Here is a 24,847-nt window from a genome sequence, read left to right as displayed (position 1 = left end):
CGCAATTTTGCGGCCCCGATTAATTATCTCTTCCCTTTTTATCCACCAGCTTCCAGTCAACTATCAGCTATTTAGCCGCCGCCAAGCACGGCCTTGAGCGACTCACCCAGGATGGCCATCCCCTCGGAGATGTCCTCATCGGAGGCGGTCAGGGGCACCAGAATACGCAGCACATTGCCAAAGGTGCCGCAGGACAGCAGGATCAGTCCCCGCTCCCGCGCCGCCGCCAATATGGGCGCGCAGTGCTGGGGCGCCGGGGCACCATCTTCCATCAGCTCCATGGCCACCATGGCCCCGAGACCGCGCACCTCGGCGATTTGCGCGTATTGGTGTTGTAACTGCCGCAGCCCGCGGGTCAGCTGCTGGCCTATGGCCTGGGAGCGGGCCAGCAGTTTTTCCTGCTCAAACACCTCGATCACCGCCAGGGCCGCAGCGCAAGCCAGCGGATTACCGCCGTAGGTGCCACCCAGTCCTCCCGGGCCTATGGCGTCCATGATCTCCGCCTTGCCGGTGATCCCCGACAGTGGGAAGCCACCGGCGATGGACTTGGCAAAACAGGTGATGTCGGCGGCCACGCCCATTTGCTCCATGGCGAAAAAGGTGCCGGTACGACCGGCGCCGGTCTGCACCTCATCGGCTATCAGCATTATGCCTTCGCGATCGCACAGCTGCCGCAGGCGCTGCATAAAGCCGGGGCTGGCGACATAGAAACCGCCCTCCCCCTGCACCGGCTCAAGTATGATGGCGGCGATATCGGCGGGCTCGGCATCGTTACGGAAGATCTGCGCTATGGAGTCCATGGCGTCATCCTCGCTGATCCCGTGCAGGGCGCTGGGAAAACGTGCCCGGAATACATTGGCCTGCATCAGCCCCATGCCCTTGCTGTAGGGCGCCACCTTGCCGGTCAGGGCAAGTGCCGCCATGGTGCGGCCATGGTACCCCGAGGTAAAGGCGATGACCCCGGCCCGGCCCGTGGCGGCGCGGGCCACCTTGATGGCGTTCTCAACCGCCTCGGAACCGCTGTTGAACAGGGCCGTCTTCTTGGCAAAGTTCCCCGGCACCAGGTTGTTGAGCTTTTCACACAGGGCCACATAACTCTCGTATCCCAGCACCATAAAACAGGTGTGGGAGAAATCCTCCAGCTGGGCCGCCACCGCGGCCTTGACCTTGGGATGCAGATGCCCGGTGTTGAGCACGGCAATGCCGCCGGCAAAATCCAGATACTCCTTGCCTTCCACATCCCACACCCGGGCATTTTCGGCCCGCTCGGCAAACACGGGGTGAATTTGGCCAACACCGGCGGCCACGGCCGCCTGGCGTCTTGCCATCAGGGAAGCATTGTTCTTGGTCATGGGCCGCTCCTTGCGCCTGCTACACCGACAGGCAGATGTATTTGAGTTCCAGGTATTCCTCTATGCCGTGCCTTGAGCCCTCACGGCCCAGACCCGAAGACTTGATGCCGCCAAAGGGCGCCACCTCTGTACTGATAAGGCCGGTATTGACGCCCACCATGCCGTACTCCAGCGCCTCGGCCACATGCCACACCAGCGACAGATCCCGGCCGTAGAAGTAGGCCGCCAGACCAAACTCGGTGTCGTTGGCCATGGCGATCACTTCGTCCACCTCTTTAAAGCGGAACAGGGGCGCCAGCGGGCCGAAGGTTTCCTCCCGGGCGAGCTTCATGCTGCTGTTGGCCTCGGTGATGATGGCGGGCTCCATAAAGTTGCCGCCGAGGGACTTGCCACCCAGCAACAGCTTGGCCCCCTTGGACAGCGCGTCCTGCAGGTGATCCTGCACCTTGGTAAGCGCCGCGGCATTGATCAGTGGCCCAGTGGTGACTCCGGGCTCTGTGCCCTTGCCCACCCTGAGCTCGGCCACGGCCTTGGCCAGCTTGGCGGCAAAGGCGTCGTAGACCTCATCCTGCACATAGATGCGGTTGGCGCAGACACAGGTCTGGCCGGCGTTGCGGTACTTGGAGATCATGGCACCGGCGACTGCTGCGTCGAGATCCGCATCCCTGAACACGATAAAGGGCGCGTTGCCGCCCAGCTCCAACGACAGCTTCTTGATATTGGGCGCGCACTGGGCCATCAGCTTGCTGCCCACGGCGGTTGAGCCGGTGAAGGACAACTTGCGCACAGTGGGGTTGGCGCACAGCTCGTTGCCTATGGCCACGGCATCACCGCAGACAATGTTCAGCACCCCTGGTGGGATCCCGGCCCTGTCAGCCAATTCGGCCAATGCCAGGGCGGTAAAGGGGGTCTGGGGCGCGGGCTTGACCACCATGGTGCAACCGGCTGCCAGCGCCGGGCCCACCTTGCGGGTGATCATGGCGGCGGGGAAGTTCCAGGGGGTGATGGCGGCGCAGACGCCCACCGGCTGCTTGATCACCATGATGCGCTTGTCGCCCTGGTGACCGGGAATGGTCTCGCCGTAGACCCGCTTGGCTTCCTCGGCAAACCATTCGATAAAAGAGGCCGCGTAGCCCACCTCGCCCTTGGCTTCGGCGAGCGGTTTGCCCTGCTCGCGGGTCATCAGCAGCGCCAGATCGTCACTGTGCTGGTTGATGAGCTCAAACCAGCGCCTGAGCATCACGGCGCGCTCCTTGGCGGTCAGTGCGCGCCAGGGGCCCAGCGCCTTCCGGGCGGCCTCGGTGGCATTCCTGGTTTCGGATTGCCCCATCACAGGCACAGGCCCCAGCACTTCACCGCTGGCGGGATCGGCAATGGCCACTGTCTGGCCCGATGCGGCATCGCACCACTGACCGTCGATATAACACTGCTGCTTAAACAGGCTTGGATCCTTTAATTGCACCTTAATACTCCAATTCATGCATGCCGCCTGGCCGCTTGGTTAAATACCTAATTAAATGCCTAAATTCCCAATACCCAATGCCTGAATCTCTATATGCCAAGGGCGTCCCGCAGTGAATAATACCAGGCACCCAAGGCACTGAAGGGTACCCGCAGCGCGTGGCCACCGGGGAAGGGATAATGGGGCAGCGAGGCGAACAGGTCAAAACGGCTCGCCTGGCCATTGATCACCTCGGCCAGCAAGCGCCCGGCGAGGTGGGTATAGGTCACCCCATGGCCGCTGCAGCCCTGGGAGTAATAAATATTGCCGCCGATGCGGCCCACCTGGGGCAGACGCGACAGGGTCAGCAGGAAGTTGCCGGTCCAGGCATAGTCGACCCGCACGCCTTCCAGCTGGGGAAAGGTTTTGAGCAGCTTGGGCAAAATGATGGCCTCGATGTCGGCCGGATCCCGGGCGCCGTAGACCACGCCGCCACCGTACAGCAAGCGCTTGTCGGCGGACAGACGGAAGTAATCCAGCAGGTAATTGCAGTCCTCGACGCAGTGATCGCCGGGCAGCAAATGTTTGGCCTGGAACTCGTCCAGGGGCTCTGTGGCTATCATCTGGGTGCCGCAGGGCATGGATTTGGCCGCAAGCTCGGGCACCAGATGCCCCAGATAGGCATTGCCGGCCACCACCAGGAAGCGGGCACTGACCTCGCCCCCGGCGGTGCGCACCCGCACAGGTTCCCCCTCCTGAATATCGATGGCGGCCGAATCCTCGAATATCAAGCCTCCCAGGCGCTCCACCGCCGCCGCTTCGCCGAGCGCCAGATTCAGCGGATGCAGATGGCCGCCGCTGCCATCGAACATGCCACCCACATAGCGGCTGCTGCCGACATAGTTGCGGATGCCACTCTGGTCCAACAGCTCCAACTCGCCCTGGTGGCCGTGTTTTTGCCACAGGGCCTTTTGGGCCGCCAGATGTTTAAGCTGCCGCCGGTTGAGGGCAGCAAAGACGGCGCCGTCCTTAAGATCGCAATCGATTTGGTATCGATCCACATACTCGCGGATAATGCGCGCGCCCTCGAACGCCATGGCGCCGAACTGCCTGGCCTTCTCGGCGCCTACACTGCGCTCGATAACGTCTATGTCGCGGCTGTAGCTGTTAACTATCTGACCACCGTTGCGGCCCGAGGCGCCCCAGCCGATGCGGGCTGCCTCCAGCACCACCACCCTGAAACCTCTCTCCAGCAGTTGCAGCGCCGTCGACAGCCCGGTGTAACCGGCGCCTATGATACAGACATCGGTCTCAATGGCGTCTCTGAGGCGCGGCCGCTCGCGCTTGTCGTTGGCACTGGCGGCGTAATAGGAATCGGCATGGGCTGTGGTCATGGCGGCATCCTTTCTAGACTGTCAGCAACAAAAACTCCCGCTCCCAGGCGCTGACCACCCGGCGGAAGTTTTCCAGTTCGGCTTGTTTCACCGCCACATAGCCTGTGGTGAAGGCATCCCCCAGATACTTGCGGCAAGCCTCGCTCTCTTCCATGGCCACCAGCGCCTCGTCGAGGGTCAGGGGCAGGCAGTTGACGTTGGCGGTGCGGCTCTCGTTGGCCTTGCCATGGACGGGATTGCTGGGCTTGAGCCCTTCCACCATGCCTATGTAGCCGGCGAGCAGACTGGCAGCCACCGCCAGATAGCAATTGGCATCGGCACCGGCGAGGCGGTTTTCGATGCGGCGGGTGTGCGGCGGCGACTCGGGAATACGCAGGCCGCAGGTGCGGTTTTCCTCGCCCCACTCCAGGTTCACCGGCGCCGAGGTACCGGGCAAAAATCGCCGGAAAGAATTGACGCTGGGGGCCACCAGCGGCAGGAATTCCGGCAGGTAGCGTTGCAGTCCGGCAATATGGCTTAAAAACAAGGGGCTCTTGGTGCCGTCATCCAAAGTGAAGATATTCTTGCCGCTGGTCTTGTCGAGCACGTTCTGGTGAATATGCATGGCGCTGCCGGGCTCGTTGGTGACCGGCTTGGCCATAAAGGTCGCGCAGACATTGTGCTTGAGCGCCGCTTCGCGCAGGGTGCGTTTAAACACAAACACCTGATCCGCCAGGGATAGCGCATCGCCGTGGCTGAAGTTGATCTCCATCTGCGCCGTGCCTTCCTCATGGATCAGGGTGTCTATGTCCAGCCCCTGGGCCTCGCACCACTCGTACATGTCCTCGAACAGGGGATCGTATTCGTTGGCGGCATCGATGGAGAATGACTGGCGGCCGGACTCGGCGCGGCCTGAGCGGCCCATGGGCGGCTTCAGTGGCAGGTCAGGATCTTCATTGCGCGCCACCAGGTAGAACTCCATCTCGGGAGCGATTACCGGTTGCCAGCCGTGATCGTCATAAAGTTTAATCACTTTTTTCAGCACGTTGCGCGGTGACAGCTCTATGGGGTTGCCCATCCTGTCGAAGGTGTCGTGGATCACCTGGGCCGTGGCTTCCAGGGTCCAGGGCAGCAGGAATACGGCGTTTTCATCGGGAACACAGATGAAGTCGATTTCGGCGCTGTCCAGCAGCTCGAAATACACCTCCTGACCTATGTTGTCGCCGGTGACAGTTTGCAGCAGCACACTTTCCGGCAGGCGCATGCCCTTCTCGTTAACAAACTTGTCCACCGGCGAGATCTTGCCCCGGGCTATGCCCGTCATATCGCTGATGACGCACTCCACCTCGGTGATTTTCTTGTCTTTCAAAAATGCGATGAGCTTTTCCATTATGTCCACCCTGCGTGGTCTTTAGCCTGCGCCCAATACCGCCCTGGCCCGGCACGCGGCGCCGAAGGCCTGGAATATGGCCAGATAAAAGGGGTTGTCGGCCACCTGCCACTCGGGGTGGAACTGCACTCCGAGGGCGAAACTGTCGCCGGCCACAGAAAAGGCCTCCAGCAGCCCATCCTCGGCATAGGCCTCTGCTCTGAGCCCCGGGGCCAGGCGCGCTATCCCCTGGCCATGGAGGGAATTGACCCTGACCCTGGGCTCGGGCCAAAGCCCGGCCAGCAGACCGCCAGGCACCAGATTGATGTCATGGGCCGGACCGTACTGCTCACTCAAAGGTGCGGTTTTATCCTCGCGGTGATCATCGAATAACCCGGTGTCAGCCACAGCCTGATGCAGGCTGCCCCCCAGGGCCACATTCATTTCCTGAAAGCCGCGACAAATGCCCAGCAGTGGCACACCTGCGGCAATGGCGGCGCGGATCAGCGGCAGACTGGTGGCATCGCGGGGATGATCTTCATGGGACTCGGCCTGAGTCTGGGCGCCCTGGTAATGCACCGGGGCCACATTGGAGGGCGAGCCGGTGAACAACAGGCCGTCGAGGCGCTCGAGCAGTGCCGTTGGCGGCCAGGGATCATCAGGGAGGATCAGCGAAGGAATGATCAGCGGCCAGGCCCCGGCGCCATTGATAACGGCGCGCAGGTACTTCTCACCGGCAATATTGAACGGGTGCAAGCCAAGTTGGGTTGTACAGGCAATCACGCCGACCAGCGGCGGGCGGGGTTCACTCATGGGTCACCTTCTTGTGGCGGCGAAGTCCATCCATTTCGGGTCACGTCTTCGACGTTACACCCTTCGCCGGATGCTGACAACCGCACCACGGACTGATATTGCCGGGAGCTGCCAAGTTTTAAGCTTTGAAATACAGCACCTTGCAAATACCAATATTAGCAGGCTTTAGCGTCGTCTGCCTGAAGCCCCAGCCCTCGGCGGCAAGGGCGAACGAGGCTAGATGGCTATCCAGGTGGCCTTGATTTCGGTGTACTTGTCAAAGGCATGCAGGGATTTATCCCGGCCGTTGCCCGACTGTTTGAAGCCGCCGAAGGGGGCCGTCATATCACCGCCATCATATTGATTAACCCAGACAGAGCCGCAACGCAGCGCCTTGGCCATTCGGTGGGCCTTGGATAAGTCCGCCGTCCAGACCCCGGCCGCCAGACCGTAAATACTATCGTTGGCTATGTCTATGGCCTGCTCCATGCCGTCAAATTCAATCACAGACAGTACTGGGCCGAAGATCTCTTCCCGGGCGATTTTCATCTGATTGTGTACCCCGTCAAACAGGGTCGGCTCCACGTAAACACCGCCCGTGCTCTGCAGCACCTGATTGCCGCCCTGCACCAGGGTCGCGCCTTCCTCCCTGCCTGCGGCTATGTAGCCCAGCACTGTCTGCAACTGTTGCTGATCCACCAGGGCGCCACAGCGGGTTTCGGGTTCCAGCGGATGGCCCGCCTGCCACTTGGCCAGCTCGGCCCGCACCAGGGCGATGAATTGATCGCGGATGGGCGACTCCACCAGGAGCCGTGAGCCCGCGGTGCACACCTCGCCCTGATTGAAGGCGATGGCCTCGGCCGCCGCCCTGGCGGCCAGTCCCAGATCCGGGGCATCGGCAAAGACTATGTTGGGACTCTTGCCACCGGCCTCCAGCCAGACCCGTTTCATGTTGGAGCGGCCGGCATAGATCATCAGCTGCCGTGCCACCCGGGTCGAGCCGGTGAACACCAGGGTGTCCACATCCATGTGCAACGCCAGTGCCTCGCCCACCAGGTGGCCAAAACCGGGCAGCACGTTGAGCACGCCGTCGGGGATCCCGGCCTCTTTGGCGAGGGCCGCCATGCGGATGGCGGTCAGCGGTGATTTTTCCGAGGGTTTGAGTACCACGCTGTTGCCGGCGGCCAGCGCCGGCCCCAGCTTCCAGCAGGCCATCAACAGGGGAAAGTTCCAGGGCACTATGGCGGCCACAACACCTATGGGCTCGCGGGTGATCATGCCTATTTCGTTGTGTGCCGTGGGCGCCAGCTCGCCATAGAGCTTGTCTATGGCCTCGCCGGACCAGCGAATGGCGCGGGCGGCCGCCGGCAGATCGACGCTGCGGGCATGGGACACGGGCTTGCCCATGTCGAGGGTTTCCAGCAGCGCCAGCTCATCGGCATGGGTCTCAAGCAGCTCGGCAAAGCGCAGCATCACCTGTTTGCGTTTGACCGGCGCCAGGCGCGACCAGCTGCCGGACTCGAAACTTTCACGGGCAGCGGCCACGGCTCTGTCGGCATCCTCGGGGCCACAGCTGACCACCTTGGCCAGCACCCTGCCATCGATGGGACTGATACAGTCGAAACTGTCGCCGCCCGCGGCCTCCACATAGCTGCCATTGATAAAGGCCCGGCCATTAATGGTCAGGCTGGCGGCCAGATGTTCCCAGTCACTGCGCTTTTTGGCTATCCCCATACATCCTCCCTGTACCTGAGTGCGCGGCCGGCAGTTACCCGCCGCTTAAGCAACTACACCCAGACTAGGCCTATTGGGGCGGCTTTTACAAGTATCTCCCGGCCATAAAAAAACCGCCCTTGGGCGGTTTCTGTTGTTGAATCGGCTACTGAGCCAGGCGCGGCACCTTGCCGTCATTGAGCTGCTGCTTCAATTCGCTCCACTGCTGACTCAGCCGAGTCAGTGCGCTCTGGCGCTGCGGGAATGTGGACTGCAAATTCTGCAGTATTTGGATCTGCTTATCGCAGACCTGAGCCCATCCTCGGGCATTGGCAAGTGACATGATTCCTTCCTCTATCCGGCCGCATTATTGCTGTATCAGGGTAGAGCTTCCACCCGCCGCGGACAAGAGCGATTTTTGCGATCCCGGACTCTTTTCCGGATAAAAGTTAGGGCGTATCTTTAACAAAAACACCACAAGGAAATGCCATGGTAGCCACAGTGCTGAAAATCGTCTTTGTCCTCATAGGTCTCGCCTTGCTGTACCGGCTGTTTTTTGCCGGAAGTCGCAAGGGATTAACCCTGTTCGAAATGCATTTCAAACAAGGCCGTCTGGTGAGTCACAAGGGCAAGATCCCGGAAAAATTCGAGCGTGAGTGCCGGGCCATTGCCAAGGCGGAGAAACTGACCTGCACTGTGCGGGCCGAACGCTTGGGGGATGTGCGGCTGCACGTATCAGCCAATGTGGGAGAAGCCATTATCCAGAGGCTGCGCAACCTGTTTCCGTTCGAGTATTACGACAAGAAAACCCTGGACAACAGCAAGCAGACCGGCTGAAGGGCAAAGCGCCCGGCTCAGTCGTCCCGGGTCAGCACTTCCAGCAGCTCTATCTCGAAGGTCAGATCGGAATTGGGCGGTATCTTATCGCCCATCTGCCGCTCACCATAGGCCAAATGGGCCGGCACTTTTAATCTGCGCACCCCGCCCACCTGCATGCCCATCAGGCCCTGATCCCAGCCCTTGATCACCCGACCTGTGCCTATTACACACTGGAAGGGACGGCCCTTGTCGCGGGAGGAATCGAACTTGCTGCCATCGGCGAGAAAGCCCTCGTAATGGGTGGTAATGAGTGCTCCCTTGACCGCGGTCTTGCCGTCGCCAAGCTTGATATCCTCGATTTGCAATTCAGCTGACATCTTATTGTCCTTATTCAACTATTTTTCTGGCATCGGCCACTTCTTCGGCGCTTAGATGGCGCCACTGCCCCGGAGCCAAATCGGCATCCAAGCTGATATTGCCCACCTTGAGGCGGTGCAGTGTCACAACAGGGTTGCGAAAGCGGCCAAACATGCGCTTGATTTGATGGTAACGGCCCTCGGTCAGCTCCACCAGTGCCACCCGGGGAGCTTCTATGACCAGGCGGGCCGGGCGGGTGGTGATGTCCTCAAAACCGAAATACATGCCCTCGGCAAAGGCCTGCACCGCCTCCGGCGCTACGGGATTGGCCAGGGTCACCCGGTAAAGCTTGGGCACATGGGCATCGGGCTGCATCAGGCTCTCGGACCAACGGCTGTCGTTGGTCAGCAGCACCAGACCCGAGCTGTGTTTGTCGAGCCGTCCCACTATATGCAGCCCGGGATGCAGCGCCTCGGGCAACAGCTGCATCAGGGTCGCCTGCTCGGCGTCACTGGTGGCGCTAATGATCCCGGCGGGCTTGTGCAACATCAGATAGACGGGATCCCAGCCCAGCAATAATTCGCCATCCAGCGCCAACTTGCAGAACTCATCCACCTGGAGATCCGGCGCGCTGACAGTATCACCGTTAAGGCTGATGCGCCCCTCGGCCAACAGGGCCCGCACTCTTTTGCGGGGGATCTGCAGATGCACCGCCAGCAGCCGGTCGAGTCGCCCTCGCTTGCCGCGCATCTCAGTCGGCCTTGATCAGATAGGCACAGCGACGGGCGCCACCGAGGATATGCTCCTCGCGGCTGACGCTGACCCCGGGACCCAAGAGCTCGCTGAACAGCTTAAGCTCGGAGCGGCAAAAATTCTGGCACTCACGGGCGGCGGCACAGATGGGACAGTGGTTTTCCAGCAGCCACAGACCACGCTCATCCTCTTGCACCTCGGCCATATAGCCCTCACGACTGCGCTCCGTCGCCAGGGCTTCCAATCTGGCGCGCAAATTATCACAGCCGGCCATGGCCGCAGCATATTGAGCCGCGCTGGCCTGCTCCCTGTGACCTATAAGCTTGTCCAGCCCCTCATCGCCGAAGATGACCTTGACCGACTCTATCAGTCTCAGGGTGAGATCCTCGTGGCGATCGCCAAAATGGTTCTGGCTGGCCTCGGTCAGGCACCAATACCGCGCCGGACGACCACGCCCCTCACTCCTGTCCTCAAAACCCAGCAGGCCCTGGGCCTCCAAAGACAGCAGATGCTGGCGCACCCCCATGGAGGTCAATCCCAGCTCGGCCGCCAGCTCGTTGGCGGTCTGGGGGCCGTGCAATTTCAGGCGCTCAAGGATCTTGTCTGTGGTCTTCATCTGTATCCGGTACTTACTGTGCTTGTCAGCATTATTGCTGATCTTCAGATTAAGTAAACCTTTTTATTTATTTTATCTTTACAGGATTAAGTAAACCAATTAGTTTATAAATTAATTTGCAAACCAAAGGATTTACAAAATGCGACTCACCATAATCAATGGCAGCCAACGTCACCCCTCCCAAAGCGGCCGGGTCGCGCGCTTTCTGGCACAGGAAGCGGAACGCCAGGGACACTTTGCACAACTGGAAGTGGTGGATCTGGCCGAGCTGTCATTGCCCTTTTGGGATGGCGACAGCCAGGAAAGCAAGGGCACCGATTGGCAGGTGCTGGAGCCGAAACTGGCCGCATCGGACGCCTACATACTGATCACCCCCGAGTGGAGCGGCATGGCAACACCACTGTTAAAGCAATTGCTGATGAACGCCAGCGTGCCGGTCACCGGCCACAAACCGGCGCTGTTGGTGTCGGTCAGCGCCGGCATCAACGGCGTGTTCCCCCTGGGGGAACTGATGCAAAGCGGCAATAAAAACAACAAATTGGTATTTATCCCCGCCAACATCATAGTCCGGGACGTGGATGAAATGCTCCATCCCCAGCCCAGGGAAGCGCAACTGCCACACGATATCGCCATCCGTGAGCGCATAGATGCCAGCCTGGAGTTGCTTGGGCATTACGCAAAGGCACTGCAACCACTCAAAGAATACCGGGATCCTTTCCGTTACGGCATGTAAGGAGATAACTGATGAGAATGAACCAAATAACCCTGCCGGCGACAGATCTCGCCGCCGCAGTCGACTTCTACCTGACCCTGGGTGCCGTCCAGATAGTGGACACACCCCACTATGCCCGCTTCGTCTGCCCCGAGGGTGACAGCAGCTTTTCCCTGCACCTGGTGGATGCGCAGATGCTGCAAGAGAGCGGCTGGCGCATTTACTTTGAATCGGACCGGCTCGATGCCTGGGTGGAAGAATTGCAGCAGGCGGGCCTGGCTTTTGAATCCCTGCCCAGGGACGAGCGCTGGCTGTGGCGCGAGGCCAGACTCAGGGATCCCGCCGGCAACCAGGTGGTGTTGTTCCATGGTGGCGACAACCGCCTGAGCCCACCCTGGCGGGTGGATATCCGCAAGAATGCAACGGCATGACACCAGGGTCTCTGGTGCCGAATAGCCTTACAAGGAGTCAATCATGATCAGACTGGAACACATCAACCTGGTGGTAAAAGACCTTGAACGCAGCCTGAGTTTTTACCGGGCCGCCTTTCCCCATTGGCAAGTGCGCGGCGGCGGTGATGGCAGTTGGTACGGCAAGCCGCGTCAATGGCTGCACTTTGGCGATGACTATCAATACCTGGCGCTCAATAACGATGCCGAGGGGGATAACCGGGATCTGACGGGTCACCAGACCGGCCTGGCTCACTTTGCCTTTGTGGTGGATAACTTAGATGCCCTGGTGGGAAGACTGGCGCAGGCCGGGTTTCCTGTGGCCAAGGACGGGGCACCGGACAGCGGCCGCCGCAATCTCTATTTCCTCGACCCCGATGGTTTCGAGGTGGAGTTTGTCGAGTACTTAAGTGACTTGCCGGCAGTCAGGAACCAGTATTCCTGAGCGGCCTCAGCTATCGCTGCCGGGGGCAAGAAACTGGCTCAGGCTCTGCTCTCCCGGGCTCCCCTGACCCGGTGTGGCGAACACACTGAAGCGGAATTGTGCGGTTTCCGCCAGGGGCTTGAGGCAATAGCTGTGACCCGAGTGCAACAGCACCCGTTCATTGGCCTTGAGCCTGAGCTGCAATGGCTGACCATCGGCGCGCAGGCTCAGGTAGTCCAGCTCACCACTGAGCAACTCCAGCCGGCAATGGAATCCGGCTTTGGGGATATGGGGCTGCAGCAGCTGCTGCGGCGCTTTGCGACTGTCAAAGGTCGTGGTAGTACCAAGCTTGATACAAGCTTTGGGGATCATGGCGACAGCTCCTTCGGAATATTACCCGGATAAAGTGTAATCCAAGCCGTGGCATCTGCCCCGGCAAATGATTCAACTGAATTCCCTCAGGCTGGCCATCAGGAAGGCATCCACGTATTCACCGTTGCGAAAACCATAGCCTATGGCCTCGCCTTCGATAACAAAGCCGTGGCGTTTATACAGGCGAATGGCCGCATGATTGTCCGTGTACACCTCAAGCTCGATGCGGCGCACCGCCAGCCAGTTATGGGCCAAGTCCATCATGGCCGCCAACAGGGCCGAGCCCACGCCTATGCCCTGAAAATCCTCACTGACCGCCATCCCCATGTTTGCCACGTGCTTGCGTCTGGGGGCGGTGCAGACTTCCATGCCAATCTGGCCCACCACTTCACCATCGATTTCGGCCACCAGGCTGTAGCAATTGTCCGGCAGACTGCCGAGCCTTTGCTGCCAGCGCGCCAGGGATGGAAAGGGCGCCTGCAGGGTGGAGGCGAAACAACTGGGCTGGGCATAGATGGCACGCACGGCGGCGGCATCTGAGTCCTCGCTGTGACGCAGCTTGATGCGCCCCTTCTGATCTTGCAGCGGTTCGGGATACATGATGAATATTCCTTGAAAAATAACTACTTGAATATGCCAGCTTAAAAGGCCAACAGGCAAGGGTTGCCGAAAAGACATCAAGGAAAAATTTGCTCACCGACAATGGGAAAATATATCAATATGCAACTATTGACTCAGCTGTCAGAATGGCGCCGTCACCGGCATTGGAATGGTGCCAAGCGTCACCATTGGCCGGTAACCTATTAAGTTAAAGGAAAAAAAATGCGTAACCTCCCCGCCCTCTCCTCCCTGTCTGTCCTGTTGCTGGCCCTGCTGTCACAGCCGCTCAGCGCCACCGAGGATGAGCCGGTCACGGATTTACCCCCCGCCCCCACGGAAGATGTAGTGCAGATCAAGGCCGTGTGTCAGCAAATTGCCCTGGAAGATCAGGTGGAAGCCGCCGACATGCAAAAATTCTTGCTGGGCTGCCTCAACGAGCAGTTGAACGAGATGGGCTACCAGCCACTGACGTCCCTGGATTAACCCGGGATACTGGCTAAAGCCAAATAGAGGCCTGCCCCCGCGCCGCTTGCCAAGCTGCGGGGACGGTGAAAAATCAAGGCCCCGCTGAGGGGGCCTTGGAAGGTTATTTTTGTTTCAGTGCCGCTGAGCGCTGGCTTTCCATTCCCAGTGCCAGCATCCGCGGGTCCTCGGCCTGGCCAGCGCTGAAGCCGGCCTTGTCGGCCCAGCCAAACCAGTTGATGTCGATAAGGCTCTGGGCCACAGGGCCACCCAAGGTATTGCCCGGCCCCAGCACCAACACCCGGTCCGGCGCGAACTCTTTGACCGCCACCGCCACCGCCTTGCTGAAGTCATAGGGCTCAAGCACCTGATGCCCCAGGGTGTAATCCCACAGTTTGTGGGTGTCTGTGCTGTATTGGGTCCAGATCTGCCCGCGTCCGTCCACCATGGGGATGGTGGGCTTGCGGAACAGGCTTTCGGGCAGCTCGCGCTTGCCGCGCTCGGAAATGGCCCCCAGCAGCGGCGAGTGGAAGGCGCCGTGGTTATAAAGGCGCATGGGGTAACGGTCTTCCAGTGACGGCAGCAGGCTTTCGGCCAGCTTGAGGCCGGCCTCGTTGCCCGCCAGCACCCGGTAGCCACCGAGGAAGATGGACGTGAACAGGGCGCAGCCCTCGGTCTGGTTCACCTGGGCTATGACATTGTCGATAAGCGCGCTTTTAGCCCCATCTTTGTGCCACTTTTCATCCATTTCGGGATAAATCAACTGACCGCCGATAAGGCCATCGGCCATCATGGAGCCCATGGTATTGATCACCCCTATGGCGCCTTCGGCATCCAGGGCGCCGGCCAGCGCCAGGGCTATGTACCAGCCCATGGAGTTGCCCGTGACCGCCACTATCTCAAAGCGCTCCCTGTCTATGTCCATAAAATCGGCCATGGCACAGGCGTAGATCAGTGCCGAGGCATTTTCGCCCGGGGTGTGCAGCTTGAAGGAATACTTGGATTCACCGTCCAGTGCGGCAATGGAACTCTGGCCACAGGCCCGGCGGTAACTGTCGATATCGGCAATAAAGTCCTGCTTGTCGGGGTGCAGCCGCGCCAGGTAGCCCAGCTCTTCCTTGTTGTAGCAGCCACGGCCCGGGGCTATGACCACCACCCGCTCTTTGACGCGGTTTTCTGTTGTCTGGCTCATGCGCGGGCCTCCATGTTGATTATGTCTGCCGTGCCCTTTTGCACCAGGGCAAGGGCTGCGGCCACTATACTGTCGCGGCTCGGCAGCGGCAGGGTGGCGGCATCGGCCAGCGGAATAAAGCAGTCCTCGGCGTTAAGGCGTGCCAGCGGCGGACAGGCTGCCCCCAGACGTTCATGCAGCGCCGTGACTATGGCCTCAGACACCGAGCCGCTGCGGCGACATTCGTCGACAATCAGCACGTGGCGGCATTGGCTTGCCTGCTCGGCTATGGCCTGCTCGTTCAGGGGCACCAGGAAGCGCAAGTCCATTATGGTGCAGTCTATGCCCTGCTCCCTGAGCTGCTTCTCGGCCTGGCGGCTGAGGAAATAGCCGTTGCCGTAGGTGATGATGCACAGGTCTTTGCCCTTGCCATGGATGCCGGGTTCGCCGAGCGCTATGGGGGTCGCCTCGCGTTCGGGCACATAATCTGCGGCCCACAGGCTGTCGCCTGCTTCATGCAGATCCCGGGTCATGTACAGGGCAATGGGTTCGAGGAACACCACCACCCGCTGCTCTTCCCGCGCCAGACGCACGCATTCACGCAGCATCTCCACCGCATCCTTGCCGTTGGATGGACAGGCGAGGATCAGCCCGGGAATATCCCGGAACAGGGTGAAGGAGTTGTCATTGTGGAAATGACCGCCAAAGCCCTTCTGGTAGGCCAGACCGGCGATGCGGATCACCATGGGGTTGGTGAACTGACCGTTGGAGAAGAAGGACAGGGTCGCGGCCTCACCGCGGATCTGATCTTCGGCATTGTGCACATAGGCCAGGAACTGGATCTCCGGGATTGGCAGCAGGCCGTTATGGGCCATACCCGTGGCCATACCCAGAATGGAGGTTTCATCCAACAGGGTGTTGATCACCCGGTTGGGACCAAAGCGGTCCACCAGGCGCGAAGTGACGCCGTAGACCCCGCCTTTCTTGCCCACGTCTTCACCGCAAATCACTATGTTGTCGCGGCTGGCCATCAGTTCGGTCAGGGCCAGGTTAATCAGCTTGCCCATGTGCACCGGTTTGCCGATGGACTGGCGGTCTGCCTTGAACAGCTCGCCGAGCTGGGCATCGTCCAGCGGAGTGATGGGGGCAACATCGGCCTTGGGGGGCACTATACTGGCCATGGCATCTTTGGCCGTGGTGAGCTTGGGCCTGCCGGCGGCCACCAGGGCGATGGCACCGATTCGGGCCTTGAGTTCCTGGTACAAGTCGACAATGGCAGCTGGCGTCATCAGACCGGCATCGATCAGCTGGGCGGCACTCACCAGCAGGGGATCCTGGGCCTCGGTGGCAAAAATACGCTCCTTCGGCAGGTAGGCAATTTCGGCATCGCTGCCGGCATGGCCCATCAGGCGCACGGTGCGCACATGCAGGAACACGGGTTTGCGATGACGACGGCACCAGTCGGCGGCTTCGCGGGTCACCTTGAAAGTGTCGAGCAGATCGCGGCCGTCACAGTAAAAATACTGGATCCCGGGTCTGTGCTCAAAGTTGGCGCGGATCCACCCTTTGGGGGTGGCGGTGGAAATGCCTATGCCGTTGTCTTCACAGACAAACATCAGCGGCAACGGTACGCCCTGATAGGCGGCCCAACCGGCGGCATTGATGGCGGTCTGGGCGCTGGCGTGGTTGGCAGAGGCATCACCGAAGTTACACATCACCAGGGCATCATGGGGCATCACGGCCTCAACCCCGAGCCGACTGGTCAGCGGAATACTGAGGGCGGCACCCACGGCCTTGGGCAAGTGGGAGGCAATGGTGGAGGTCTGGGGCGGGATCAGCAGGGTCTTGCTGCCCAGCACCTTGTGGCGACCGCCGGAAATCGGATCTTCACTGGAGGCGGCAAAGGACAGCAGCATATCCCACAGCTGGGTTTCCCCCGGCACCTGGCGACCGCGCTCCACCATAAAGGCGCCGCTGCGGTAGTGCAAAAATGCCATGTCCGTCGGCCGCAGCGCTGCGGCCACGGCGGCGTTGCCCTCGTGCCCCGAAGAACCAATGGTATAAAAACCCTGATTGCGGGCCCGCATGCGCCGCGATTCCAAATCCAGCAAACGGCTCTTGAGCTGGGATTCGAAAATACCAACAAAGTCGGCGTCGCTCAGCCCCAGGCTGCGGTGATCCCAGCCCTCGCTGATGTCATTGAGTATGTTCAGGACCGAGCCGTCGCCGACCCGCTCCAGAAATTGTTTGTCTATGGCTATCGCTCTGTCTTCCATTGCCCATCCTGCCTTGCAAGGCCACCTTTAGTTTGTGGCGTTCAGTGGCGTCATCCGCGGCCGCAACCGGCCACGGCAAAATGCCGGGGGCCAGACTGCAAGCCCCCGGGTTCGACAAAAAAGCAGGGGGCCGTCGGCCCCCTGGAATAATGCAATCAGCCGAAGGCCTGGATGCCGGTTTGGGCACGACCCAGGATCAACGCGTGGATGTCGTGGGTGCCTTCGTAGGTGTTGACGGCTTCCAGGTTCATCACATGGCGGATAACGTGGAATTCGTCGCTGATGCCATTGCCGCCGTGCATGTCACGGGCGACGCGGGCGATATCCAGCGCCTTGCCGCAGGAGTTACGCTTGATAAGGGAAATGGCTTCCACCGGCAGTGCATCCTGATCCATCAGGCGACCGGCCTGCAGACAGGCAAACAGACCCGTGGTGATTTCGGTTTGCATGTCGGCCAACTTCTTCTGAATGAGCTGGGTGGCCGCCAGGGGACGGTTGAACTGGATCCGGTCGAGGCTGTACTGACGGGCTGCGTGCCAGCAGAATTCGGCGGCGCCCAATGCGCCCCAGGCAATACCGTAACGGGCCTTGTTGAGGCAACCAAAGGGACCTTTCAAACCTTCAACGTTTGGCAGCAGTGCATCTTCGCCCACTTCCACGTTGTCCATGACGATTTCACCTGTGATGGAGGCACGCAGGGAGAACTTGCCCTCAATCTTGGGTGCAGACAGACCCTTCATACCCTTCTCCAGCACGAAGCCGCGGATCACGCCGTCGAGCTTGGCCCAAACCACGAACACATCGGCTATGGGGCTGTTGGTGATCCACATCTTGGCACCGTTGATGCGATAGCCGCCATCGATGCGCTCGGCGCGGGTTTTCATACCGGCAGGATCCGAGCCCACATCGGGTTCGGTCAGGCCGAAACAGCCGACCCACTCACCGGTGGCGAGCTTGGGCAGGTACTTCATGCGCTGGGCCTCGGAGCCATAGGCGTAGATAGGGTGCATCACCAGCGAGGACTGCACGCTCATGGCGCTGCGATAACCGCTGTCGACCCGCTCCACTTCCCGGGCCACCAGACCATAGCTGACATAGTTGGCGTTGGCGCAGCCGTACTGCTCCGGCAGGGTGAGCCCCAACAGGCCCAGTTCACCCAGCTCGTTCATGATTTCGCGATCGAAGTGCTCTTCGCGGTTGGCCATCAGCACCCGGCTCATCAGCTTGTCCTGGGCATAGCCATGGACCATGTCGCGGATCATCCGCTCTTCTTCGGTCAGCAGGGAATTGAATTGCAACGGGTCTTGCCAGTCAAAATGAACGCGGGTCATAGGGTTGTCCTTATTTTTGGCGCTTAAGTTCCGAACTTGGTCGGCAGAGCTTAGGGCTGCGGTTATGTGAACTCCCGGGCAAAAGTGTCCGGGGAATTTGCGAATGGCATTAGCATAGGCATAATGCTGAATTAGGAAAAATATTCTTTTTCTTTAACATCCATAGCTTTTCCCTATATCTGACGCTGAGGTAAAGATGAATCTCAAGAGCTTGAATTACTTCGTAGTTGTGCTGGAGAAGGGCAGCATCAGTGCCGCCGCCAAGCACTGCTACATTGCCCAGCCGTCGATTTCTGCCGCCATCTCACAACTGGAATCCGAGCTCAATACCCAGCTGTTTCATCGCCACGGCAAGGGCATTACCCCCACGGATGCCGGCATGCGGCTTTATCCTTTGGCGCGGCGACTGCTGAACGAATCCCGCGCCATCCAGTCGCTGTTTGCCAAACAGGAAATCCAGGTGCCCTTCCGCCTTGGGCTTATCCGCTCCCTCGGGGTGCAGCGCATGAGTATGCTGCTCAAGGAGTTCACCGCTGCCTGTCCGGATATGGATCTCACCCTGGTGGAACCTACAGAGGACAGCGATGCCCGCATCATTACCACCAGCGATCTGGGGATCAACGAGAGTTTTCTGCCCATGTGGCACGACACCTATGTGCTGGCCATCCCCCCGTCCATGAGTCTGGGGCTGAAAAGTGCGGTCAGGCTGGAGGATTTGCATCAGCAGCCCTTTATTCACAGGGCTCCCTGTGAGGCGCTGACCAGCCTGCAGCAGCTGCTGGATATGGAGGGTATCAAGCTGCAGGTCAGGGCCAGGATCCAGACGGTGGAATACGCCGTAGGCTTGGTGGCGGCGGGGCTGGGAATAGCCCTGGTGCCGGCCATTCCGGCGCTGCTGGAGCAGCAGGATATAGTGTTCCGCCCGCTGGCGGACATTGAACTAAAACGCACCGTCGGCCTGGCCATGCCCCTGGGACAGGCCCAAACCCCACAGCAAAAGCAACTCTCTGCCCTGTGCAATCTGTTCCGCTAACGGCGCCACGCCGGGCGATAAGGGGCCTGCTGCTTTTTTGTAACCAAAGTATCAATTTGCAACAGCCGGGAATTTGCCGCTGCTGATATTTGCGATTAATGTTACTTTTGTGCCCCTCAACAGATTCAGTAACGTCAAATCAACAATGATTAAACTTCTCAGTTTTTGCACTGCGCTATTGCTGTTGCCTGCGGCCTGGGCTGCCCCGGGTTGCGATGCACAGCATGGGTGTATTGAGAGTAATAGTTGGGAATTGGGGCTGGCCCTGGGTTATGGCGAGCGCAGCAATCCGCTGCGTGAACATAATGACATCCCCCTTTACCTGGTACCCGAGATAGCCTACTACGGTGATGACTGGTATTTCGATAACGGCAGCCTGGGCTACATACTGTGGGAAGACAGTCACTTCAGCCTTAACCTCGCCGGCAACTTCGCCAGCGACAGGGCCTATTTCGATCGCTGGGATCCGGCCAACCTGTTTATTACCGGCAATCTGAGCAACAGGGATGTGCCGATAGATCAGGGCCCGGTAATAGACCCCAGTGGCGAAGATGAACTGACCAGCTTTGATGAACTGGAGACCCGGAATTTCACCTATTTGGGGGGATTGGAAGCTTATTACTTCAGTGAGCTTGGGATATTCAAGCTGGCCTGGATGCACGACCTGTTTGGGGTCCACCAGGGCAGTGAAGTCCAGTTCAAATGGGAGTACGGGATCAATTTTGGCGACCTGACCACCACAGCCTCGGTGTTTGCTGACTGGAAGAGCAAGGACCTGGTGGCTTACTACTACGGCGTGAGGCCCACGGAAAATCTTTACTGGAGTCAAACCTATCAGGCCACCGCGGGCTGGAACCGGGGTCTTGAACTCAACCTCAGCTACCCGCTGGCAAAACACTGGGAGCTGCTGGGCATGGTGCGCTACACCCGCCTGGCTGAAAGTATCAGCGCCAGCCCTCTGGTGGTGGAAGATGACAGCCTGGCTTACTTTCTCGGCATAGGGTACAGCTTCTGATGAATGTGACCATGGCATCAAGATTCTACATCCTATTGATCTTATTGCTTCTGCTGCAGGACGAGGCCCGGGGGGATATAGCACCCGAGCCTTCACTGAGCCTCAGGCCCAGCCTGTGCCTGACAGAGAAGGATGCCAACGACTGTGACATTCGCCTGGAGCTGCAATGGACGGCACCGGGTCCCATCTGCATAGAGGCCAAACTTGAGACCCCGGCACTCTGGTGCCCCGAAGAAGGACTCACCGAGCTCACCATTAATATCAGCGCCGACAGGGACGTAGAATTTGTCTTGCTGGACAAGTCTGACAGTCAACCTCTGGCCGAGGCAAGGTTGCAGGTTAAACCTGTGACCGAGTCCAGTTTCAGAAGACGTTTCCGTAATCCCTGGAGTTTATTCTGATGAACCAGCCCCTTTATCGTGTCCTCTTGGTGGAGGACGATATCCGCCTGGCTAACCTGATAGTGGACTTTCTCAAGACCCACGATATGCACGTGGAAGTGGAACGCCGCGGCGATACGGTATTGACCCGGCTGATCAACTATCATCCCGACATCATACTGCTGGATATCATGCTGCCGGGAATGGATGGCCTGAGCCTGTGTGAGAAGCTGCCGGATTACTTCTCCGGTCCGATATTGCTGATGAGCGCCCTGGGAAGCAGTGAAGATCAAATCAAGGGCCTGGAACTCGGTGCCGATGACTACGTGGTCAAACCCGTGGACCCGGCACTCTTGGTGGCGAGGATCAATAATCTGCTCAGGCGCCACAGTCAGCCGCCCAAGCCCAGCGACAGCAAGAGCCTGACCTTTGGCAAACTCAGTATCGATCCCCACACCCAGATGATCCGTCTGGGAGACAGGCAAGTGGATCTCACCAGTCACGAGTTCGAACTGCTGTGGCTGCTGGCCTCACAGGCCGGTCAGGTACTGAGCCGGCAGTACATCTACCATTACCTGCTGAACATAGACTTCGACGGTCGGGACAGGAAGATAGATGTGCGCATCTCCAGGCTGCGCAAAAAACTCGGGGATAACCTGGATACCCCGTTTCGGATCAAGACGGTTTGGGGTCAGGGCTACCTGTTTGCTCCCGAAGCCTGGAACAGCTGACGGTGAAGCGACTCTTTGTCAGCCTCTATTTACTTTTGAGCCTGTCGGTACTCGGCATAGGTTGGACCCTGGACAGCCTGTGGCAAAGCAAGGTGGCCGACAGCCACAGTGAAGACGCCCCCTTGCTGGCCCTGGGTCAGCTGCTCAAGGCCATCCCCCCGGCGGAACGCGCCCGCCTTCTGCAGGCCATGGCGCCGAACCCGGATTTCCCCCTGAGCTTGGTGAACGCCGCAGATATCGCCATGGGCAACAATGACCAGCTGTCCAAAAATCAGCTGGTCACCATCCGCCTCGACGACAATCATGAGCAACATCTGCTGCGCCTTGGTGAACAGGTTTTGGTCGCAGGACCGGTACGGGTCGATCCGCAGGAAAATCTCAGGTGGCTGTTTACCCTGTTCTTTTACCTGCTGCTTGCGGGCGTGGCCCTGGTGTGGGTCTGGCCCCTGTCACGGGATTTGCGTACTCTGCGAGAGGCCGCCGCCGCGCTGGGGCGGGCCCGTTGGGATACCCGTATTAACTTGTCCAAAGGCTCCCAGGTGGCAGCCCTGGCCAACACTTTTAACGAAATGGCCCGTCACATAGGTGCCCTTATCGATGATCAGAAACAGCTGACCAATGCCGTGTCCCACGAGATCCGCACCCCGCTGGCACGACTCAAGTTTGCCCTGGCGCTATTGCCAACCCATTGCCCAAACCCGGAAAAACGCACCCAGCTGATGCAGGACATGCAATTGGACATAGGCGAAATTGAAGAGCTGGTGCAGGAGCTGCTGACCTATGCCAGGCTGGAGTCCCAGCAGGCCGGGATCCATTTTGAACCATGCGAGCTGGGCGCCCTGGTGCAGCAGGGTGTCGAGCGTCTGGGGCGCCGTGGGGGGCCGCAAATCCAGCTTGAGCTGCCCGGGGTACCATTGCTTATCCGTGCCGATGCCGCACTGGTGGAGCGGGCGCTGCAAAACCTTATCACCAATGCCCAGCGTTTTGCCGAAAAGGAAGTCAGGATCAGGCTGTGGCAAAATCACAAGGGCGCCTGCATTGAGGTCAGTGATGACGGTCAGGGGATCCCGGAGGCAGAACAGCAGCGGATATTTGAGCCCTTTTACCGGCTGGATTCGGAGCGCAATGCCAACAAGGGCCATGGCTTGGGATTGGCCATCATCAGCCGCATAATGCAGCGTCACAAAGGCAAGGTGGTATTAAGCAGCCAACCGGGCGACACCCGCTTTGAACTGCGCTTTCCCTTTAATCCCGACTGAAGCGGGCCTAAGCAGTTACAGATTGAGTCGTTGCAGATTGAGTCGTTGCAAATTGAATCGGCGCGGATTAAATCAGTCGAGATTGAAGTCGCCGAGGTCCAGCAGGGGTTCATTCTCTTCCAGGTTCAGGCTGCCATTGGCATTGGCACGCTCGACCGCCAACGCTTCCTGCCTGGCCTTGTACAGCGCCAGCAACTTACGCCGCTTGCGATCGCGACACAGGCGCATCACTTCGTGTTTTTGGGCATCGGTATAGCTGTTCCAGTGGAAACGCTCATCGCGGCTTCGAAAACAGCCCAGGCAATAGCCACGGCTGTCATTCTGACAGACGTTGATACAGGGGCTGGGGATATCGAAAAACGCTAACTGTTCCATGACTACCCGGGAGCAAAAACCGCGCATTGGCGCAAGCATCTGTCTAGGTATATCACCTTAGCTTAAAAAAGGCGAAAATTTGCCCGGCGGGCCTATTGCAGGGGGCATAACAGGTCTAAGGAGAAAGCGGGGCAAGGGCGCAGGCCTTTGCCCCGAACGGCATTAGTTCAGCAACCAGGCGCGATAGCTGCGGCCCTTGATCTTGCCCTTTTGCAGCTGCTTAAGGGCCCGGTTGGCGGCGCCACGGCTCACGGCCACAAAGGCGCGGATATCACCCATCTGAATCTTGCCCACCTCGGTGCCGGCAAGGCCATCATCGCCGGCGGTCAGGGCGCCCAGTATGTCACCTGGACGCAGCTTCTGTTTCTTGCCGCCGTCAATCTGCAAGGTCACCATGGCCGCCTGGCGCGGTTGCTTGTCCAGCGCCGCCAGTGATGGCAGACTTTCGGCCACTATGGCATGACCCAGGTAGTCTTCCAGCAAGGCCAGTTTCATGCCGTCCTGATGACTGTAAAAACTGTAGGCTGCCCCCTGACTGCCGGCCCGGCCGGTACGACCGATGCGGTGAATGTGCACCTCGGTGTCATGGGCCAGATGGAAGTTAAACACAGCATCCAGAGCCTCGATATCCAGGCCCCGGGCCGCCACATCTGTGGCCACCAACACACAGGCGCTGCCGTTGGCAAAGCGCAGCAGCGTCTGTTCCCTGTCTTTCTGTTCCATATCGCCGTGCAGTGCCAGCACGCTGAAGCCATTGTCGGCGAGCTCATCGGCCACCATCTGGGTTTCACGCTTGGTGTTACAAAACACCACGGCACTGCCGGGCTGGTGTTCCAGCAGCAGGAGTTTCAGCGCCTGCATCCGGCTGCCATGCTTATCCAGCTCAAAGAAGTGCTGGCTGATGCTGACGCTGTCATGGGTAGCGTTAACCTTGACCATCAGCGGCGAGCGCATGATACGGGCGGCAATGGCCTGGATCTGCTCCGGAAAGGTGGCGCTGAACAACAGGGTCTGCCGGTTGGCCGGGGTGTGGGCGATGATATTGTCGAGCGCATCGGCAAAGCCCATTTCCAGCATGCGATCGGCCTCATCAAGCACCAGCATATTGAGATGGCTCAAATCCAGGCGACCTCGCTCCAGGTGATCGAGTACCCGGCCCGGAGTGCCGACTATAATATGGGCGCCGTGCTCCAGGGAGCCCACCTGGGGGCCCATGGGAACACCACCACACAGGGTCAACACCTTGATATTGTGGATGCCGCGGGCCAACAGCCGTATGTCCTGGGCCACCTGCTCTGCCAGCTCCCGGGTTGGACACAGCACCAGGCTCTGAATGCGGAAGCGTTTCACCTCAAGGTGATGCAGCAATCCCAGACCAAAGGCCGCGGTCTTGCCCGAGCCCGTCTTGGCCTGGCCTATCACATCTGTTCCGGCCAGGATGGCCGGCAGACTCTGGGCCTGGATCTCGGTCATGGCCTGGAACCCAAGGGTGCCGAGGTTTTCAAGCAGGGCAGGTTTAAGGGCCAAGGTGGAAAAGGCCTGTGACTGTTGTTGGCTCAAGGGGATATCCTTCACTTGCGATAGGGCTGTGGCCGGAGCTACAGCAAACGGGCTGAAAATGGGATGTGGTGCAGGCGTGGCACCAAGACTGGCGCCATTGTAGCAGATTAAC

27 protein-coding genes are annotated in these 24,847 nt (G+C 59.6%); 10 read left to right on the top strand and 17 right to left on the bottom strand.

Annotated elements, in window-relative coordinates; all coding sequences use genetic code 11:
* Positions 1–71: 71 nt before the first annotated feature.
* The 7 genes from gabT to JYB85_RS03570 all read right to left on the bottom strand — a co-directional run bounded on the left by gabT (position 72) and on the right by JYB85_RS03570 (position 8,383).
* A complete protein-coding gene (gene gabT / locus JYB85_RS03600; protein WP_207381099.1) occupies positions 72–1,352 on the bottom strand; it encodes a 4-aminobutyrate--2-oxoglutarate transaminase in 1,281 nt (426 codons plus the stop codon).
* Positions 1,353–1,371: 19 nt separating this feature from the next.
* On the bottom strand, positions 1,372–2,814 hold the full coding sequence (gene gabD / locus JYB85_RS03595) for an NADP-dependent succinate-semialdehyde dehydrogenase (protein WP_207381957.1): 1,443 nt from the start codon (positions 2,812–2,814) through the stop codon (positions 1,372–1,374).
* 89 nt (positions 2,815–2,903) lie between these two features.
* A complete protein-coding gene (locus JYB85_RS03590) occupies positions 2,904–4,187 on the bottom strand; it encodes an NAD(P)/FAD-dependent oxidoreductase (protein WP_207381098.1) in 1,284 nt (427 codons plus the stop codon).
* 13 nt (positions 4,188–4,200) lie between these two features.
* The gene (locus JYB85_RS03585) at positions 4,201–5,556 is read right to left on the bottom strand and encodes a glutamine synthetase family protein (RefSeq protein WP_207322057.1); all 1,356 of its coding nucleotides are present in this window, start codon (positions 5,554–5,556) and stop codon (positions 4,201–4,203) included.
* A gap of 21 nt (positions 5,557–5,577) precedes the next feature.
* On the bottom strand, positions 5,578–6,348 hold the full coding sequence (locus JYB85_RS03580) for a gamma-glutamyl-gamma-aminobutyrate hydrolase family protein (RefSeq protein WP_207381097.1): 771 nt from the start codon (positions 6,346–6,348) through the stop codon (positions 5,578–5,580).
* Between the two features lie 216 nt (positions 6,349–6,564).
* A complete protein-coding gene (locus JYB85_RS03575) occupies positions 6,565–8,061 on the bottom strand; it encodes an aldehyde dehydrogenase (protein ID WP_207381096.1) in 1,497 nt (498 codons plus the stop codon).
* 145 nt (positions 8,062–8,206) lie between these two features.
* A complete protein-coding gene (locus tag JYB85_RS03570; RefSeq protein WP_207322054.1) occupies positions 8,207–8,383 on the bottom strand; it encodes a hypothetical protein in 177 nt (58 codons plus the stop codon).
* Positions 8,384–8,529: 146 nt separating this feature from the next.
* On the opposite strand from JYB85_RS03570, the gene JYB85_RS03565 reads away from it, so the two are divergent.
* Positions 8,530–8,877: a DUF3634 family protein gene (locus tag JYB85_RS03565; RefSeq protein WP_207381095.1), complete on the top strand. Its 348-nt coding sequence runs from the start codon at positions 8,530–8,532 to the stop codon at positions 8,875–8,877.
* A gap of 17 nt (positions 8,878–8,894) precedes the next feature.
* Here JYB85_RS03565 and JYB85_RS03560 read toward each other — a convergent pair whose 3' ends face one another.
* The 3 genes from JYB85_RS03560 to JYB85_RS03550 are packed head-to-tail and all read right to left on the bottom strand — an operon-like array spanning position 8,895 to position 10,585.
* Positions 8,895–9,236 carry an FKBP-type peptidyl-prolyl cis-trans isomerase gene (locus tag JYB85_RS03560; RefSeq protein WP_207325502.1) on the bottom strand — a complete coding sequence of 114 codons (342 nt, stop codon included), beginning with the start codon at positions 9,234–9,236 and terminating at the stop codon, positions 8,895–8,897.
* A 10-nt stretch (positions 9,237–9,246) separates the two neighbouring features.
* The gene (locus tag JYB85_RS03555) at positions 9,247–9,966 is read right to left on the bottom strand and encodes a pseudouridine synthase (RefSeq protein WP_207381094.1); all 720 of its coding nucleotides are present in this window, start codon (positions 9,964–9,966) and stop codon (positions 9,247–9,249) included.
* 1 nt (position 9,967) lies between these two features.
* Positions 9,968–10,585, bottom strand: coding sequence for a helix-turn-helix transcriptional regulator (locus tag JYB85_RS03550; RefSeq protein WP_207381093.1), 618 nt, complete (start codon positions 10,583–10,585; stop codon positions 9,968–9,970).
* Between the two features lie 139 nt (positions 10,586–10,724).
* Between JYB85_RS03550 and JYB85_RS03545 the strand changes: the two genes are divergently transcribed.
* From JYB85_RS03545 to JYB85_RS03535, 3 genes are read left to right on the top strand one after another with little or no spacing between them, the layout of a single operon-like run.
* Positions 10,725–11,318 (top strand): NADPH-dependent FMN reductase, encoded by a 594-nt coding sequence (locus JYB85_RS03545; RefSeq protein ID WP_207381092.1) that lies wholly within the window; start codon positions 10,725–10,727, stop codon positions 11,316–11,318.
* Positions 11,319–11,329: 11 nt separating this feature from the next.
* Positions 11,330–11,728: a VOC family protein gene (locus JYB85_RS03540; RefSeq protein WP_207381091.1), complete on the top strand. Its 399-nt coding sequence runs from the start codon at positions 11,330–11,332 to the stop codon at positions 11,726–11,728.
* A gap of 43 nt (positions 11,729–11,771) precedes the next feature.
* Positions 11,772–12,191 carry a VOC family protein gene (locus JYB85_RS03535; protein WP_207381090.1) on the top strand — a complete coding sequence of 140 codons (420 nt, stop codon included), beginning with the start codon at positions 11,772–11,774 and terminating at the stop codon, positions 12,189–12,191.
* Positions 12,192–12,197: 6 nt separating this feature from the next.
* Here the strand turns inward: JYB85_RS03535 and JYB85_RS03530 are convergent, their stop codons facing one another.
* Together JYB85_RS03530 and JYB85_RS03525 are read right to left on the bottom strand one after the other, a co-directional pair.
* Complete coding sequence (locus JYB85_RS03530) at positions 12,198–12,542, bottom strand: DUF1971 domain-containing protein (protein WP_207322046.1); 345 nt, start codon at positions 12,540–12,542, stop codon at positions 12,198–12,200.
* 72 nt (positions 12,543–12,614) lie between these two features.
* Positions 12,615–13,142 carry a GNAT family N-acetyltransferase gene (locus JYB85_RS03525; protein ID WP_207381089.1) on the bottom strand — a complete coding sequence of 176 codons (528 nt, stop codon included), beginning with the start codon at positions 13,140–13,142 and terminating at the stop codon, positions 12,615–12,617.
* A 222-nt stretch (positions 13,143–13,364) separates the two neighbouring features.
* Here JYB85_RS03525 and JYB85_RS03520 point away from each other — a divergent pair, with 222 nt between their 5' ends.
* Positions 13,365–13,625 carry a hypothetical protein gene (locus JYB85_RS03520; RefSeq protein WP_228289680.1) on the top strand — a complete coding sequence of 87 codons (261 nt, stop codon included), beginning with the start codon at positions 13,365–13,367 and terminating at the stop codon, positions 13,623–13,625.
* Between the two features lie 103 nt (positions 13,626–13,728).
* Here the strand turns inward: JYB85_RS03520 and JYB85_RS03515 are convergent, their stop codons facing one another.
* The 3 genes from JYB85_RS03515 to JYB85_RS03505 form a co-directional block, all read right to left on the bottom strand.
* The gene (locus JYB85_RS03515; RefSeq protein ID WP_207381088.1) at positions 13,729–14,796 is read right to left on the bottom strand and encodes an ACP S-malonyltransferase; all 1,068 of its coding nucleotides are present in this window, start codon (positions 14,794–14,796) and stop codon (positions 13,729–13,731) included.
* Positions 14,793–17,051, bottom strand: coding sequence for a thiamine pyrophosphate-dependent enzyme (locus JYB85_RS03510; RefSeq protein ID WP_207381087.1), 2,259 nt, complete (start codon positions 17,049–17,051; stop codon positions 14,793–14,795). The genes JYB85_RS03515 and JYB85_RS03510 overlap by 4 nt, the downstream gene beginning before the upstream one ends.
* A 155-nt stretch (positions 17,052–17,206) precedes the next feature.
* Positions 17,207–18,382 carry an acyl-CoA dehydrogenase gene (locus JYB85_RS03505; RefSeq protein ID WP_207381086.1) on the bottom strand — a complete coding sequence of 392 codons (1,176 nt, stop codon included), beginning with the start codon at positions 18,380–18,382 and terminating at the stop codon, positions 17,207–17,209.
* A gap of 196 nt (positions 18,383–18,578) precedes the next feature.
* Here JYB85_RS03505 and JYB85_RS03500 point away from each other — a divergent pair, with 196 nt between their 5' ends.
* From JYB85_RS03500 to JYB85_RS03480, 5 genes are all read left to right on the top strand, one after another.
* Complete coding sequence (locus tag JYB85_RS03500) at positions 18,579–19,415, top strand: LysR family transcriptional regulator (RefSeq protein ID WP_207322041.1); 837 nt, start codon at positions 18,579–18,581, stop codon at positions 19,413–19,415.
* A 145-nt stretch (positions 19,416–19,560) separates the two neighbouring features.
* On the top strand, positions 19,561–20,430 hold the full coding sequence (locus JYB85_RS03495) for a MipA/OmpV family protein (protein WP_207381085.1): 870 nt from the start codon (positions 19,561–19,563) through the stop codon (positions 20,428–20,430).
* Positions 20,430–20,831 (top strand): DUF3019 domain-containing protein, encoded by a 402-nt coding sequence (locus JYB85_RS03490; protein ID WP_207381084.1) that lies wholly within the window; start codon positions 20,430–20,432, stop codon positions 20,829–20,831. The genes JYB85_RS03495 and JYB85_RS03490 overlap by 1 nt, the downstream gene beginning before the upstream one ends.
* The gene (locus JYB85_RS03485; protein WP_207322038.1) at positions 20,831–21,541 is read left to right on the top strand and encodes a response regulator; all 711 of its coding nucleotides are present in this window, start codon (positions 20,831–20,833) and stop codon (positions 21,539–21,541) included. Before JYB85_RS03490 ends, JYB85_RS03485 begins: the two co-directional genes overlap by 1 nt.
* A 2-nt stretch (positions 21,542–21,543) precedes the next feature.
* Positions 21,544–22,800 carry an ATP-binding protein gene (locus JYB85_RS03480; RefSeq protein ID WP_207381083.1) on the top strand — a complete coding sequence of 419 codons (1,257 nt, stop codon included), beginning with the start codon at positions 21,544–21,546 and terminating at the stop codon, positions 22,798–22,800.
* Between the two features lie 72 nt (positions 22,801–22,872).
* Here JYB85_RS03480 and JYB85_RS03475 read toward each other — a convergent pair whose 3' ends face one another.
* The gene (locus JYB85_RS03475) at positions 22,873–23,175 is read right to left on the bottom strand and encodes a DUF1289 domain-containing protein (RefSeq protein ID WP_207381082.1); all 303 of its coding nucleotides are present in this window, start codon (positions 23,173–23,175) and stop codon (positions 22,873–22,875) included.
* A 162-nt stretch (positions 23,176–23,337) separates the two neighbouring features.
* Positions 23,338–24,741 (bottom strand): ATP-dependent RNA helicase DbpA, encoded by a 1,404-nt coding sequence (dbpA, locus tag JYB85_RS03470; RefSeq protein WP_407695885.1) that lies wholly within the window; start codon positions 24,739–24,741, stop codon positions 23,338–23,340.
* Positions 24,742–24,847: the final 106 nt, after the last annotated feature.

Source organism: Shewanella sedimentimangrovi, from assembly GCF_017354965.1.
In the GTDB taxonomy this organism is placed as follows: domain Bacteria; phylum Pseudomonadota; class Gammaproteobacteria; order Enterobacterales; family Shewanellaceae; genus Shewanella; species Shewanella cyperi.
This window is presented reverse-complemented; position numbering and strand designations above follow the sequence as displayed.